Source organism: Bradyrhizobium sp. AUGA SZCCT0105, from assembly GCF_018129565.1.
GTDB lineage: Bacteria > Pseudomonadota > Alphaproteobacteria > Rhizobiales > Xanthobacteraceae > Bradyrhizobium.
On sequence record NZ_JAFCMK010000001.1, the window covers coordinates 1892069 to 1906653 of the forward strand.

Annotated in this window: 12 protein-coding genes; 9 read left to right on the plus strand and 3 right to left on the minus strand. The window is 65.8% G+C overall.

The annotated features are described in order from the left end of the window. Positions 1-48: 48 nt before the first annotated feature. Genes hutI through hutU form a run of 3 tightly spaced genes read left to right on the plus strand, consistent with a single transcriptional unit; the run spans position 49 to position 4502 of the window. Positions 49-1257 (plus strand): imidazolonepropionase, encoded by a 1209-nt coding sequence (gene hutI, locus JQ573_RS08560; protein ID WP_212310872.1) that lies wholly within the window; start codon positions 49-51, stop codon positions 1255-1257. Further along, positions 1254-2813: a histidine ammonia-lyase gene (hutH, locus tag JQ573_RS08565; RefSeq protein WP_212310871.1), complete on the plus strand. Its 1560-nt coding sequence runs from the start codon at positions 1254-1256 to the stop codon at positions 2811-2813. The genes hutI and hutH overlap by 4 nt, the downstream gene beginning before the upstream one ends. Positions 2814-2831: 18 nt before the next feature. Next, on the plus strand, positions 2832-4502 hold the full coding sequence (gene hutU, locus JQ573_RS08570) for a urocanate hydratase (protein ID WP_212310870.1): 1671 nt from the start codon (positions 2832-2834) through the stop codon (positions 4500-4502). 47 nt (positions 4503-4549) lie between these two features. Here hutU and JQ573_RS08575 read toward each other — a convergent pair whose 3' ends face one another. Together JQ573_RS08575 and JQ573_RS08580 are read right to left on the minus strand one after the other, a co-directional pair. Continuing rightward, a complete protein-coding gene (locus JQ573_RS08575; RefSeq protein ID WP_312011401.1) occupies positions 4550-5752 on the minus strand; it encodes an ABC transporter substrate-binding protein in 1203 nt (400 codons plus the stop codon). 54 nt (positions 5753-5806) lie between these two features. Beyond that, positions 5807-6946, minus strand: coding sequence for an acyl-CoA dehydrogenase family protein (locus tag JQ573_RS08580; RefSeq protein WP_212310868.1), 1140 nt, complete (start codon positions 6944-6946; stop codon positions 5807-5809). An 82-nt stretch (positions 6947-7028) separates the two neighbouring features. Between JQ573_RS08580 and JQ573_RS08585 the strand changes: the two genes are divergently transcribed. The 4 genes from JQ573_RS08585 to JQ573_RS08600 are packed head-to-tail and all read left to right on the plus strand — an operon-like array spanning position 7029 to position 12208. Next, on the plus strand, positions 7029-7895 hold the full coding sequence (locus tag JQ573_RS08585; RefSeq protein WP_212310867.1) for a FadR/GntR family transcriptional regulator: 867 nt from the start codon (positions 7029-7031) through the stop codon (positions 7893-7895). Between the two features lie 56 nt (positions 7896-7951). Next, positions 7952-8761: an enoyl-CoA hydratase-related protein gene (locus JQ573_RS08590; protein ID WP_312011385.1), complete on the plus strand. Its 810-nt coding sequence runs from the start codon at positions 7952-7954 to the stop codon at positions 8759-8761. A 14-nt stretch (positions 8762-8775) separates the two neighbouring features. Then, the gene (locus JQ573_RS08595; protein WP_212310865.1) at positions 8776-11004 is read left to right on the plus strand and encodes an acyl-CoA dehydrogenase; all 2229 of its coding nucleotides are present in this window, start codon (positions 8776-8778) and stop codon (positions 11002-11004) included. A gap of 10 nt (positions 11005-11014) precedes the next feature. Next, on the plus strand, positions 11015-12208 hold the full coding sequence (locus JQ573_RS08600) for a CaiB/BaiF CoA-transferase family protein (RefSeq protein ID WP_212310864.1): 1194 nt from the start codon (positions 11015-11017) through the stop codon (positions 12206-12208). A gap of 20 nt (positions 12209-12228) precedes the next feature. Here JQ573_RS08600 and JQ573_RS08605 read toward each other — a convergent pair whose 3' ends face one another. Beyond that, positions 12229-12723: a MarR family winged helix-turn-helix transcriptional regulator gene (locus JQ573_RS08605; RefSeq protein WP_212310863.1), complete on the minus strand. Its 495-nt coding sequence runs from the start codon at positions 12721-12723 to the stop codon at positions 12229-12231. Between the two features lie 196 nt (positions 12724-12919). On the opposite strand from JQ573_RS08605, the gene JQ573_RS08610 reads away from it, so the two are divergent. Beyond that, a complete protein-coding gene (locus JQ573_RS08610; protein ID WP_212310862.1) occupies positions 12920-13246 on the plus strand; it encodes a hypothetical protein in 327 nt (108 codons plus the stop codon). 13 nt (positions 13247-13259) lie between these two features. After that, the gene (locus tag JQ573_RS08615; RefSeq protein ID WP_212310861.1) at positions 13260-14579 is read left to right on the plus strand and encodes a Rieske 2Fe-2S domain-containing protein; all 1320 of its coding nucleotides are present in this window, start codon (positions 13260-13262) and stop codon (positions 14577-14579) included. The last annotated feature ends 6 nt before the right edge of the window (positions 14580-14585 follow it).

Here is a 14585-nt window from a genome sequence, read left to right on the forward strand (position 1 = left end):
ATATGTCTAGACATATAAGTCAAGCATCCCACCTCGGGGGACGATCGCATGGCAGAGCGTTTCGACCGCATCTGGCACAACGCCCGGCTCGCCACGATGCGCGGCGCCGATCTCGGCGAGATCGAGCAGGGCCTGATCGCGGCGCGCGACGGCCGCATTGTCTATGCAGGCGTGCAATCGGACTTTCCTGTGGATGCGGACGCGGTCGAGCGGATCGATTGCGGCGGCCGCTGGATCACACCCGGGCTGGTCGATTGCCACACGCATCTCGTCTATGGCGGCAACCGCGCGCACGAGTTCGAGCTGCGCCTGAAGGGCGCAAGCTATGAGGAGATCGCGCGCGCGGGTGGTGGCATCGTCTCGACCGTTGCCGCAACACGCAACGCGACCGAGGCCGAGCTCGTCGCCGGCGCGCTGCCACGGCTGGACGCGCTGATCGGCGAGGGCGCAACCACCGTCGAGATCAAGTCCGGCTATGGCCTCAATGCCGAGACCGAGATGCGGCAGCTTGCGGCGGCACGCAGCCTCGGCCGTTTGCGGCAGGTTGCGATCCGCACATCTTTTTTAGGTGCTCACGCATTGCCGCCCGAAGCCAATGGCGACAAGGACCGCTACATCGATCTGGTCTGCAACGAGATGCTGCCGGCGGTGACCAAGGCCGGCCTTGCCGATGCCGTCGACAGCTTCATGGAGGGCATCGCATTTTCCGGCGAGCAGACCGCTCGGGTGTTCGCGGCGGCGCATGCGCTCGGATTACCCGTGAAGCTGCATGCGGATCAGTTGTCGAATCTCGGCGGTGCCGCGCTCGCGGCAAAATTCTCCGCGCTATCGGCCGATCATCTGGAGCACACCGATGAAGCCGGCGCCGCCGCGATGGCCAAGGCCGGCACGGTCGCGGTGCTGCTGCCCGGTGCGTTCTATTTCATTCGCGAAACGCAGAAGCCGCCGGTTGAGTTGTTCCGCAGCCACGGCGTGAACATGGCGCTGGCGACGGACTGCAATCCCGGCAGCTCGCCGCTGACCTCGCTTCTGCTTACGATGAACATGGGCGCAACGTTGTTCCGGATGACGGTCGCCGAGTGCCTCGCCGGGGTGACGCGGGAGGGGGCGCGCGCGCTCGGCACGCTCGCCGAGACCGGTACATTAGAGGCCGGCAAATGGTGCGATCTGGCGATCTGGGACATCGAGCGCCCCGCCGAGCTGGTCTACCGCATCGGCTTCAATCCGTTGCACGGCCGGGTGTGGAGGGGGCAATGAGCGATCCGGCTGCGCCGATTGTCGTAACGCCCGGAACGGTCGGCCTCGATGTGCTCGCGCGCGTGCTCGCCGGCGTACCCATCGTGCTTGATCCGTCGTTCTGGCCGCGCGTCGAGGCGGCTGCGGCAATCGTGGCGAAAGCGGCGCATATCGACGTTCCCGTGTACGGCATCAATACCGGCTTCGGGAAGTTGGCATCAACGCGCATCGCGGCCGACCAGACCGCGCTGCTTCAGCGCAACCTGATCCTGTCGCATTGCTGCGGAGTCGGGCCGGCCACGCCCGAGCCGATCGTGCGCCTGATGATGGCGTTGAAGGTGATCTCGCTCGGGCGCGGTGCGTCCGGCGTGCGGCGTGATGTGATCGAGCAGTTGCAGGGCATGCTGGCGCGCAGCGTCTCACCGCTGGTGCCGCAGCAGGGCTCGGTCGGCGCCTCCGGCGACCTGGCGCCGCTCGCCCATATGACCGCCGTCATGATCGGGGAGGGGCAGGCATTCCTTGAGGGCAAGATCGTGCCGGGTCATGAAGCGCTTGCGGCTGCCGGTCTCGCGCCGTTGACTCTCGGTCCCAAGGAGGGGCTCGCGCTGATCAACGGCACGCAGTTTTCGACGGCCTATGCGATTTCCGGCCTGCTGCGCGCGCATCGTCTGGCGTGTGCTGCACTGGTGACTGGTGCGCTGTCGGTCGATGCGGCGATGGCCTCCACGGTGCCGTTTCGTCCCGAAATCCAGGCTTTGCGCGGCCATGAGGGGCAGATCGCCGCAGCTGCTGCCTTGACCGCACTGCTCGACGGCAGCGACATCAGGCAATCGCATCTCGAGGGCGATGAGCGGGTGCAGGACCCGTATTGCCTGCGCTGCCAGCCGCAGGTCGCGGGTGCCGTGCTCGACCTGCTCGTGCACGCCGCGCGCGTGCTGACCATTGAAGCCAATGCCGTGACGGATAACCCGCTGGTCCTGGTCGATACCGGCGAGATCGTCTCCGGCGGCAATTTTCATGCTGAGCCGGTGGCCTTCGCCGCCGACCAGATCGCGCTGGCGCTGTCGGAGATCGGCGCCACCAGCGAGCGCCGGATCGCGACCCTGGTCGATCCCGCCTTGAACTTCGGCTTGCCGCCGTTCCTGACACCCGAGCCCGGCATCAATTCCGGGTTCATGATCGCCGAGGTGACGGCGGCAGCGCTCTATGCCGAGAACAAGCAGCGCGCGATGCCGTGCTCGATCGACTCCACGCCGACCAGCGCCAATCAGGAAGATCACGTCTCGATGGCCGCGCATGCCGCGCGCCGGCTGTCCGACATGGCCGACAACCTCGCGGCCATCCTCGGCATCGAGCTTCTGGTCGCCGCGCAAGGCATCACGCTGCGCGCGCCGCATGCGACCAGCGCGCCACTCGCTGCGGTGATCGCCGCGTTGCGCGAGCATGTTCCGGCGCTCGCCGCGGACCGCTACATGGCTGGCGATCTCGCGCGGGCCGCGTCGCTGATCGAAGCCGACGCGTTGCCGGCCGCTGCGATCGCGGTCCTTTCGTCCGATCCGTTTCCAAAACTTGCTTAGCCGATAGGGACATCCGTCATGAACCGCCGATTGGATAACGAACGCATCATCCGCGCGTCCCGAGGCACCGACATCAGCGCGAAGAGTTGGTTGACGGAAGCGCCGCTGCGCATGCTGATGAACAATCTGGATCCCGATGTCGCCGAGCGTCCGAGCGAGCTCGTGGTCTATGGCGGCATTGGCCGTGCGGCGCGCGACTGGGAGAGCTTTGATCGGATTGCCGCCTCCTTGCGCAAGCTCGAAGGCGACCAGACGCTCTTGGTGCAATCCGGCAAACCGGTCGGCATCTTCCGCACCCATGCGGATGCGCCGCGCGTCCTGATCGCGAATTCGAACCTGGTGCCGCATTGGGCGACGCTCGATCATTTCAACGAGCTCGACCGCCTGGGCCTGATGATGTTCGGCCAGATGACGGCGGGGTCGTGGATCTATATCGGCAGCCAGGGCATCGTGCAGGGGACCTATGAGACGTTCGTCGAGGTCGGCCGCCGGCACTATGGCGGCAGCCTCGCCGGCAAATGGATCCTCACGGCGGGCCTCGGCGGCATGGGTGGCGCCCAGCCGCTGGCCGCGACTATGGCCGGCGCCTCGATGCTCGCCGTCGAGTGCCAGCCGAGCCGCATCGAGATGCGGCTGCGCACGGGGTACCTCGACCGCCAGGCGACGACGCTCGATGAAGCACTGGCGATCATCGCCGACGCGGCCAAGACCCATAAGCCGGTGTCGGTCGGCCTGCTCGGCAATGCGGCCGAGATCTTTCCCGAACTGGTGCGCCGCGGCGTGCGCCCGGACATCGTCACCGACCAGACTAGCGCGCACGATCCGATCAACGGTTACCTGCCGAAGGGATGGACGCTTGCCGATTGGGAAGCGCGGCGCGCGGCTGACCCGAAGGCGGTCGAGGCGGCGGCCAAGACCTCGATGGTCGATCACGTGCAGGCCATGCTGGATTTCCACGCGCAGGGAATCCCGACGCTCGACTACGGCAACAACATCCGCCAGATGGCCAAGGACATGGGCCTGAAGCAGGCGTTCGACTTTCCGGGTTTCGTTCCGGCCTATATTCGTCCGCTGTTCTGCCGCGGCGTGGGGCCATTCCGCTGGGCGGCGCTGTCGGGCGACCCCGAGGACATCTTCAAGACCGATGCCAAGGTCAAGGAGCTGATGCCCAATGATGGCCATTTGCACAACTGGCTCGACATGGCGAAGGCGCGCATCAAGTTTCAGGGGCTGCCGGCGCGGATTTGCTGGGTCGGTCTCGGCGACCGCCATCGGCTTGGCCTTGCCTTCAACGAGATGGTGGCGCGCGGCGAGCTCAAGGCGCCGATCGTGATCGGCCGCGATCATCTCGACAGCGGATCGGTGGCAAGCCCGAACCGCGAGACCGAGGCGATGCGCGACGGCTCGGACGCGGTGTCCGATTGGCCGCTGCTCAACGCGCTACTGAACTGCGCGAGCGGGGCCACCTGGGTGTCGCTGCACCACGGCGGCGGCGTCGGCATCGGCTATTCGCAGCACGCCGGCATGGTGATCGTCGCGGACGGCACGCCGGAGGCGGCGCGCCGGCTCGAACGCGTGCTGTGGAACGACCCGGCGACGGGGGTCATGCGCCACGCCGACGCCGGCTATGAAACGGCGATCGAATGCGCCCAGGCCAACGGTCTCGATCTGCCGAGCTTGCGCGGGTGAGATGACGTTGGCGAGAAGCCACTGATGGCGGTTCTCGCCGACCCGGCTCAATCGGCCGACAGCGGCTCGCCGGTCAGCGACCAGCTCTCGCCATCAAACGTCGCGATCCGCAGGGTTCTGAACGGCGTGTAGTCGCCGGGCCGGGTGCTGATCGAGACGCCCGGGAGCATCATCGGCAGTCGCTCGCCGCCGAGCGACGTCGCCTGCTTGATCAGGTTTTCGCGGGTCAGATCGTCGCCGCATTTGCGCAAGGCCAGCTCCACGGCGTGCACATTCATATAGGCAACGAGCACGGAATAGTCGTCTGGGTTGGCCGAAGCTGCGTACGTCTTCAGGAAATCCTTGTAGGCCTTGACCTCGTCGTCATTGGCCCAGGCCGGGTCGCCCGGCTGCTTGAGGAATTGCGTGGTGACCAGCCCCTTCGATGCCTCGAGGCCCGCGGGCTTCAGGATGGTTTCGACCGATGCCGTGGAGCCGCCGATCACGTGCAGCGGCTTCCAGCCGAGCTCGTAGACCTTGCGGATCGATTGCGCGGCGGCCTTCGACGACGACTGCTCGATCAGCGTGTCGACGCCGGCGGCCTTCAGCTGGACGATCTGCGAGTCGATCGTCGGGTCGGCAAGTTCATAGGAGGCCTGCGCGACGATCAGCTCGGCCTTCGGACCGAGACCGGCGCGGAGGCCTTGGAGATAGTCCTTGCCGTAGTCGTCATTCTGGTAGAGCACGCCGATCCTGGCGTCGGGCTTTGTGCGCAGGATGTATTTGGCGACAACGCGGCCTTCGGTTTCGAAGTCCGGATAGAGCGGGATCGTCCACGGGAACGTCTTGGGATCGTTGAAGCGGCGTCCTCCGGCGGTGATGAAGAGCTGCGGCACCTGCTTGCCGTTGAGGTATTTCTGGATCGCGACGTTGGGCGCGGTGCCGATCGTGCCCACCTCGGCCAGTATACCGACGCCTTCGATCAGCTTGCGGGATTGCTCGACCGCCTTCGGCGCGCTGTAGGCGTTGTCGAGCTGGGTGAAGTTGATCTTGCGGCCGTTGATGCCGCCCTTCGAATTCAGCATCTCGAAATAGCCGACCACGGCGCGCCCGGCGCCGGCGCCGAAGGCGGAGGCGGGGCCGCTCAGCGGCGTCGATTGGCCGAGCTTGATCTCGGTGTCGCTGGCGCCGGGTCCATAGGCTTTCTGCGCGTAGGCAGGCGCCGCCAGCAGGGCTGACAGCGCGACGGCCGCCAACGCCCGGTCGATGATGTGCTTCAAGGTCGTTCCTCCCTGTAATTCGTTTCTTGTTGCAATCGATCTGCGCTAGCGCAGCAGCTCGCGGGCGATCACCACGCGCTGGATCTGGTTGGTGCCTTCGAAGATCTGGGTCAGCTTGGCGTCGCGCATCATGCGTTCGACCGGGTAGTCCATGGTGTAGCCGTAGCCGCCGAAGATCTGGACCGCGTCGGTCGTGACCTTCATGGCCATGTCGCTGCCGACGCATTTGGCCATGCTGGCAAGCACGTTGAGCCGCTTCCAGTCGCCGGCATCGCCGGCGCGGGCGCATTCGTAGACCAGCGCACGGGCCGCCTCGATCTGCATCGCCATGTCGGCGAGCATGAATTGCACGCCCTGGAATTCGGCGATCGGCTGCTTGAACTGCTTGCGTTCCTTGGCGTAGGCAATGCACGCATCGAGCGCGCCCTGGGCGAGGCCAACCGACTGTGCGCCGATGGTCGGGCGGTTGAGGTCGAGCGCGCGCATCGACGCGCGAAAGCCCTTGCCTTCCTCGCCGACGAGGTTTTCAGCCGGCACCCGGACATTGTCGAAGAAGATCGGGGTGTTGGGGGCGCCGCGAAAGCCCATCTTGCGCTCGTGGCGGCCGAACGTGATGCCCGGCATCTTCTTCGGCTCGACGATGAAGGCGCTGATTCCGTCGGCGCCGGCGCCGTCACTGGTCCGCGCCATCACCACGATGTAGTCGGCGACGACGCCGTAGCTGCACCACTGCTTGCGGCCGTTCAGGACATAGCTGTCGCCGTCCTTGCGGGCGCGGGTGTTGAGCGCGGCGACGTCGGAGCCGGCCTGCGGCTCCGAGATCGCGATCGCCGTAACCACGCCGCCCTGGGCGATGATCGGCAGATATTTCTGGCGTTGCTCTTCCGAGCCGAAATGCAGCAACGGCATGATGAACATGGTGTTGAGCGCCGCGATCGATGCGCAGGCAGGCGAGACCTTCGAGATTTCCTCGCGCGCGATGCAGGCCATGGTGAGGTTGCCGTTCGGGCCGCCATAGCGCTCCGGCACCCAGAGCTGCATCAGCCCCATCTCGCCGAACAGCTTGACCAGCTCGAGCGGGAAGCGGTCGGTCTCGTCGATTTCGGCGGCGATCGGCGCCACGTGTCTGGCGACCATCCTGCGCAAATTGTCGCGGAAGGCGACCTGCTCCTCGGAAAAACTCATATGGACTCCCCGTCTGTTTTCTTTGCCGGAAGCCAAAAAAGGGGCTTCCATTGAATGGGTGATCCATTTAATAATTCACCGCATGAGCACCAAGTCAAGCCCTCGCGCGCCGCAGCGCCCCCGCACCGCCTCGCCGAACCGGCGCGAGCGGGTCACCGATCTCCGTGCGGCCGGCACCGCGGCCACGCCGACGTTCAAGCCGATCCATACCCGCCGGACGTTCGAGGAGATATGCGAGCGCATTCGCGAACAACTGGCGCTCGGCGTGCTGAAGCCCGGCGACAAGCTGCCGGCCGAGCGCGAACTCGCGCAGCAGCTCGGGGTCAGCCGCAATGTGTTGCGGGAAGCGCTGCGCAGCCTGGAGATGGCTGGCGTGCTGCGGCTGCAGAAGGGCGTCAAGGGCGGGGCCTTCATCCAGCAGGGCGACACCCGGCGCATGAACGAGGTCATGCGCGACATGCTGAGCCTCGGGACGATATCGGTGCGGGAACTGTCGGAGGCGCGGGTCCACGTGCTCGACCTCGTGGTGCAGCTGGCGTGCGCAAATGCGCGAAGGGCCGACCTCGATGCGCTGGAAGCCAATATCGAGCGGACCGAGCTTGCGACGAAGGAAGGCCGGCTGCTCGATCGGGTCGAATGCTCGCGCGAGTTCTACAAGCTGCTCGCGGCCTCGACCGGCAACAAGGTGATCGCGATGATCGTGGACTCGGTCACCGAGATCCACATGCGCTTCGTCTATGCCAAGGTCGCTTCCAGCGGGGTCGCGATGGCGCGGCTGGCCGAGAAGCGGCGGCAATTCCTGGCGGCGCTGAACGAACGAGACGTGGCGCTGGCGAGCCGGCTGCTGCGGTCGCATCTCGAATCCGTGCAGCGCATGCTGGAGCAGGATCCGGGAGCCATGTCGCTTCATGTCGCATTGGCCGACGTGCAGCCCGGGCTGCGCCGGTAGCGCGCCGCGCCGGCGAATAGATCAATACTCAAACAGCAATAACAATGGAGGCAAACGTGTCCAACTACGCCAAGTATGAATGCCTGAAGGTCGAAGTCGCGGACAAGGTCGCGACCGTGACCTTGTATCGCCCAGAGGCGCGCAATGCGATCAACCAGAAGCTGATCCGCGAGCTGCGGACGATCTGGGACGACCTCGCCGACGATCACGCCGTCAATGCCGTGGTGCTGACCGGCGCCGGCGACTTCTTCAGCGTCGGCGGTGACGTGAAGGCGATGTCCGAGCGGCCGGGCGGCGACGTGCTCGAGGAGGGCGAGGTGCACGATCCCATGATCAGCCGGCGCGGCGTCACCCGCCAGCTCGAGCTCGACAAGCCGATCATTGCGGCGATCAATGGCGACGCCATCGGCCTGGCGGCGACCCATGCGCTGCTCTGCGACATCACCGTGATGGCCGAAGATGCGCGGATCGGCGACACCCACGTCTCGCGCGTCGGCCTGGTCGCGGGCGACGGCGGCACGGTGATTTGGCCGCTGCTGATCGGCATCAACAAGGCCAAGGAATTCCTGATCCGCGGCACGCTGCTGAAGGGCAAGGAGGCGGAGCGGATCGGGCTGGTCAACCATGTCGCGCCGCGCGCGGAGGTGTTGGCCAAGGCCCACGAGATTGCGGTCGAGCTCGCCAACGGTCCGACCTGGGCCATTCGCTGGACCAAGCTGTCGATCAACCAGATCGTCAAGGAGCGCGTGAACATGCTGCTCGAGGCCTCGATGGCGCTGGAGCAGGTGACGTTCGAGACCGCCGACCACAAGGAAGCGACTATGTCGTTCAAGGAGAAGCGCAAGCCCAAGTTCGGCCAGGCGTAGCTCGGGGCCGGGCCATGGCCGCGATCGAAGCGTCGAATGACGATGTCGCAGGGATGCTGCGCGACTCCTTGCGCGGGTTCCTCGACGAGCATTGGCGTCCGCGCGGCGCAACGGCGTCGTCAACGCCGGACGAGGTGTCGACGATCTGGCGCAGGCTGGTCGGGCAGGGTGTTGCCGCGCTCGGCGCGACGAGCGGCGAGGGCGGGCTCGCCGAGATCCTCGTTGTCATGGCGGAGCTCGGCCGGGCCGGGTGTCCGGCGCCGATGTGGTCTGCGGCGCTCGCCAATCTTGCGATCGCCGGATCGCAGGACGACGTCGTGGTGGATCTGCTGGAGCGGCTGCATTCCGGGAAGGCGATCGTCGCCTTCTCGTTCGGGGCGCTGGATCGCGATCCGGGGGCGGGCTCGGTTGAGGTCACGGACCTCAAGGCAACGGGCGTGCTTCGCTTTGTCGAGGCGGCCGGTGGCGCCACGCATCTTCTGGTCGTGCTCGATCAGGCCCATCTTGCGCTGGTCGATCTTGACGGTCCCGGTGTCGAATGCGTCGCGACCCGCGCGATGGGGGCGTGGGGACTCTCCGAGGTCAGGCTGAACGCAGCGCCGTTCACGCGCATTCCCGTCGGGACGGTCGATCTGGACGACCTCCGCATCAAGGGCAAAGCGGCGTTGACCGCGCGCGCTTACGGCGCGGCGCGGCGTGCGTTTGAGCTGGCCGCGGACTACGCCAGGGAGCGGCACCAGTTCGGACAACCGATCGGCAAGTTCCAGGCGATCCAGCACAAGCTGGTCAACTGCCTGATCGCGCTCGAAGGCATCAGGCTGATCCTCGAGCATGCCGCCAGACTGCATGATGGCGGCGACGACGACTGGCGCTACTTCGCCGATTGCGCATCGGCGTTCTCCGGCAATGCGCTGCGGCAGGTCTCGCTGGAGACGCAGCATACATTCGGTGCGATCGGCTATGCCGAGGAGCACGAGGCGCCGATCCATTTCAAGCGCGTGCACCTCGATACGATCGCGCTCGGCGGCGCCTCGGATGCAAAGCGCAGACTTGCCGAGCGACTGCTGGATGCGGGCGGCGCCGGGCTGCCGCAATATGACCTCGGGTCCGCCGGAAATGCGCTTCGCGAGCAGGTCCGGCGCTGGCTCGAACAGAACTGGACCGGAGATACCAAGCAGGCGTTCGACCAGAGGCCTTTCGCCAAGCGCGAGTTCGATGCGAGCTTCGCCCGAGATATCGGCGAGACCGGGTGGATTGGGCTCGGATGGCCGGAGCAGTTCGGCGGCCAGGCACGCTCTCCGCTGGAGCAGATCGCCTTCATGGAGACGATGGAGCGGGGCGAAGCACCAAGGATCGGCGCGGCGATCCAGGCCAATGCGCTGATGATGTTCGGCACATCAGAGCAGCAGCAAAGATACCTTCCGGAAATCCTGCGCGGCGAAGCCATGCACGGCATGGGCTACAGCGAGCCGCAGGCGGGCTCGGATCTTGCGGCGCTGCGCACCAGTGCGATGAGAGACGGCGAGCACTGGGTGATCAACGGCCAGAAGATCTGGACCACCACCTGGTGGGGCAAATACATGTTCCTCGCCGCGCGGACCGACAAGGATGCAAAGCCGCCGCACGCCGGCATCAGCATGTTCATCGTGCCGATGGATGCGCCGGGCATCACCATCCGTCCATCTGTCACCATGTATGACGGCACCTTTGCCAACATCTTCTACGACAATGTCCGGATCCCCGCCGAGAACCTTGTTGGCGAGGTCAATGGCGGCTGGAAGGTGCTGACCGGCGCGCTGGCCTTCGAGCGAGGGTTGGTCGGTGGCGGGATCGTCCTGAAGGTCGCACACGCCTTCGAGCAGCTGCGTTTGCATGTCATCGGCGATCCGTTTCTGGCCGATGACCCCCTCGTCCGCGACAGGATGGCGACCCTGGCATCGGAGATCGAGATCGGCCGTCTCTTGATGATGCATTGTGCCGAGCTCGCAGCCGACGGCATGACTCCGCCGGAGTATGGAGCGATCAGCAAGGTGTTCTCCGGAGAGCTGATGGAGCGTTTCGGAGAGGCCGCGCTCGACATTCTCGGGATGCGCGCCGCGCTGTCCGAACAGATGCCGGGCGCGATCGACAACGGCCGCTTCGAGCAGAACCTGCGGCATTCGCTGATGTGGGTCATCAGCATCGGGACCAACGAGATTCAGCGCAGCCTGATCGCGCAACGCGCGCTCGGGCTGCCGAGATAGGAGAGATCGGATGCAGAAGGATGGCGACAGGGCGCCGCTCGCCGGGGTGCGGGTGCTGGATTTTTCCATCATGGTGGCGGGGCCCTATTGCGCGCGGCTGCTCGCCGACGTCGGGGCCGAGGTCATCAAGATCGAGCCGCCGGAAGGCGACGACATGCGGCTGCGGACGCCGCTGCGCGAAGGCCACAGCACCTATTTCGGCCAGCTCAATGCCGGCAAGCGCAGCCTCGCGCTGGACCTGAAGAACGCCGATGCCATCAAGCTCGTGCATCGCATGGTCGCGGAGGCGGACATTCTCGTCGAGAACTTCCGTCCGGGCGTGATGGAGCGGCTCGGCCTCGGCTATGACGCGCTTCGCGAGATCAACCCGCGCCTGATCTATTGCTCGATCTCGGGCTATGGCCAGTCCGGCCCCGCTGCCGAGCGCGCGGCCTACGCGATGATCGTGCACGCCGAAAGCGGATTTGATACATCGCTGATGCGCTATGCCGGCGACCGGGAGCGTCCGGCGGCCGGAGCGATCTTCGTCGCCGACATCCTCGGCGGCATCTTCGGCTATTCCGCGATCCAGACCGCGATGGTACAGCGCGAACGCACCGGCAAGGGGCAGCGCGTCGATGTGGCGTTGATGGACTGCATGCTCAACCTGCTGGTCTATGAGCTTCAGGAAGCCCAATTCCCGATCCGCTCGCCGCGTCCGACCTATGGGCCGGTGCGTACGCGCGATGGCGATATCCTGATCGCTCCGGTCACGCCGCGCAATTTTGCGGCGCTATGTGAGGTCACGGGGCAGGACGAGCTGGCGAACGATCCGCGCTTTGCGACCATTCCGGCGCGCGGGGCCAACTGGACCGCCATGATGCAGGTGATCGAGCAATGGACCGAGCGTCACACCGGCGCCGAATGCATCGCGGCACTGGATCGCGCCGGCGTGCCTTGCGCCGAGTACCGGACGCCGGGCGCGGCGCTGACCGATGCCCATCTGCGTCAACGTGGTGTGTTTGGGACGGTCTCGGATGGTGCCGGCGAATTCGTCGGCGTCAATGCGCCGTGGCAGATGTCCGGCGCCGATATCTCGATCGGAAGTCACGTTCCCGGGATCGGCGCGCAGCGGGACGATGTGCTGTCACGGATTCTGGGATTGTCGCCGCAGGCAATCGCGGCGCTCGCGGTCGCGGGCACGTTCGGCAGGGCGCCGGCCTAGGCAGCCGGAAGCCCAAAATCTCAGGTGTCGGACGGAGCGTCCGGCGGCGGAGCCTTCGCGATCGCGAGCAGGCATTTCAGGAAATGCGCGCGGTCTTCCTTGCGCAAGGGAGCCAGCATGATGTTTTGCAGCTCGGCGGCAGCGGGGATGACGGCGAGAAGGGCTTCCTCTCCCTTGGCGGTGATCTGCACCTGGAGCGAGCGGCGGTCGTCCGGATTGTTCTTCTTTGAGACCAGCCGGCGCGCGACCATCCGCTTCAGCATTTCGCTGAGCGTGTTGCGGTCGCAGCTGATCCGCTCCGCCAACACCGAGGGGGTGAGCGGACCCAATTGGTACAGTGCCATCAGCACGCCGAATTGCCGCGGCGTGATGTCGCTCTGGCGGGTCATGCTTTGATAGAGCCCGTCGTAACGGGCTTCCAGCAGCCGCAGCAGAAATCCGACGCCGCCTTCGAGCTGCCAGTCGCGCGCAATATCTGTGGCCGTGCTCGTTTTCGTACCCTTGTCGGCTGCCATGCCGTCGTTGGACTCCGATTTTTCGAATTCGCGTTAGCCGTTAGCAGCTTGGCCTGACGTCCTCAACCCTGCGGTGAACCGCACCCGGCCTGTTCACGGCCCGATGCAATTGCGTTCGGCCCTTGTCAGCCATCTGGCAATGTAGTACGTATACGTATCAAATTCGATGCGAAGACATCGTGCAGGGAGGTTGAACTTGGACCTGCGTGAGCTGCTGTCGATCCCCTATTTGCTGGAGGCCGAGGCCGTCGAAACCGAGCCGGGGCAGTGGCGGGTTCGCCTTGCCTATCCGGAGCTGCCGGGATGCACGGCGGAGGCCGCCGTCGTCGAGGACGCATTGCGTGAACTCGAGCGGCGCCGCATCGAATTGATCGTCGGCCTGGTGGAGGAGGGCAAGCAGCCTCCCATTCCACGCAAGCCGCTCACCGCATCCGATCCGCTTTGGACCGCTCAGGATCTCGGACTGTCTGGCCGCGTCGCCGCGCTTCTCGGCGGTGCGGCGGGCCCGGCCACACGCAATTGAAGGAGGCAAATCCATGCTCTCGCGCGAAGACAATGAACGCCTGGTGAGGGTCGGCAAGGGAACGCCGCTCGGCGATCTCTTTCGTCTTTACTGGATTCCCTTCCTGCCGTCGGCGGACCTCGCCAAGGACGGACAGCCGAAGCGCATCCGGCTGCTCGGCGAGGATCTGGTTGCCTTCCGCGACACCGAGGGACGCGTCGGGCTGGTCGATCAGGCCTGCCCGCATCGCGGCGCGCCGCTGATCTTTGGACGAAACGAGGATTGCGGGCTGCGCTGCGTCTATCACGGCTGGAAATTCGACGTCACCGGCGCGGTGACGGACATGCCGGCCGAGCCGGTGCGCAGCCGCCTCAAGGAGCGCGTGCGGATCAAGGCCTATCCCTGCAAGGAGCGCAACGGAATGATCTGGACCTATATGGGTCCCGACCAGGCCGAACTTCCGCCGCTGCCGAACCTCGAATGGAATCTGGTGCCGGCCGAGCAGGTGCACATCTCGGTTCGCGTCCAGGAGTGCAACTGGCTGCAGGCGGTCGAAGGCGAGATCGACTCGGCGCACGCGCCGCTGCTGCACGGTCGGCTCGACGCCCAGGGCACGACGAGCGCCTGGATCCAGAAGCGCGACCTGCGGCCGACCTTCGAATGCATCAAGCAAGACTTCGGCATGAGCATCGCCGCGCGGCGCAATTACGACGCCAACACGCTGTACTGGCGCGTCAACCAGTTCATGCTGCCGTTCTATACGCTGGTGCCCCCGCTGTCTCCGTTTCCGGATCTGAGCGGGCACGCCTGGGTGCCGATCGATGACGAGAACACGCTCTGCATCATGTTCTCCTATCATCCGTCGGAGCCGCTGCTGGAGAAGACGCGGCAGGTCTTCGCCGAAGGCCACAAGGGCCGCGAGAGCGGCCATGCCAGCCGCCACGCGCTGGTCCAGCACCCGGTGACGGTGCCGTACGCCGGCTACTGGACCAAATACAATCCGCAGAACGGCTTTCAATTCGACTACGAGGCGCAGCGCACCACCTGGTTCTCGGGCCTGCCGGGGCTGTGGGTGCAGGACGGCGCCTGCCAGAGCGGCGTCTCGCCGATCTTCGATCGCACCAGGGAGACGCTCTGCTCGAGCGATACCGGCATCGCGATGACGCGGCGCTTCATTCTGGAGGCGCTCGGCGCCTATCGCGATCACGCGATCAAGCCCAAGGGCGTCTCAGACCCCGACGTGTTCATGGTGCGGGCGGTGTCGCTGCGGCTGCCGCCGGAGGAGTCCTGGGTCGATGTCGGCGCGCCGTTCATGCGGGCGAAGCTCGGCGCCGATTTCGGATACGAGCTGTGAGCGCAT

Excerpts from the sequence above, each read along its gene's own strand:
- JQ573_RS08600 (WP_212310864.1), top strand. The coding sequence starts at position 11,015 with ATGCAGAAGGATGGCGACAGGGCGCCGCTCGCCGGGGTGCGGGTGCTG.
- hutH (WP_212310871.1), top strand. The coding sequence starts at position 1,254 with ATGAGCGATCCGGCTGCGCCGATTGTCGTAACGCCCGGAACGGTCGGC.
- JQ573_RS08615 (WP_212310861.1), top strand. The coding sequence starts at position 13,260 with ATGCTCTCGCGCGAAGACAATGAACGCCTGGTGAGGGTCGGCAAGGGA.
- JQ573_RS08585 (WP_212310867.1), top strand. The coding sequence starts at position 7,029 with ATGAGCACCAAGTCAAGCCCTCGCGCGCCGCAGCGCCCCCGCACCGCC.
- JQ573_RS08595 (WP_212310865.1), top strand. The coding sequence starts at position 8,776 with ATGGCCGCGATCGAAGCGTCGAATGACGATGTCGCAGGGATGCTGCGC.
- hutU (WP_212310870.1), top strand. The coding sequence starts at position 2,832 with ATGAACCGCCGATTGGATAACGAACGCATCATCCGCGCGTCCCGAGGC.
- JQ573_RS08605 (WP_212310863.1), bottom strand. The coding sequence starts at position 12,723 with ATGGCAGCCGACAAGGGTACGAAAACGAGCACGGCCACAGATATTGCG.
- JQ573_RS08580 (WP_212310868.1), bottom strand. The coding sequence starts at position 6,946 with ATGAGTTTTTCCGAGGAGCAGGTCGCCTTCCGCGACAATTTGCGCAGG.
- hutI (WP_212310872.1), top strand. The coding sequence starts at position 49 with ATGGCAGAGCGTTTCGACCGCATCTGGCACAACGCCCGGCTCGCCACG.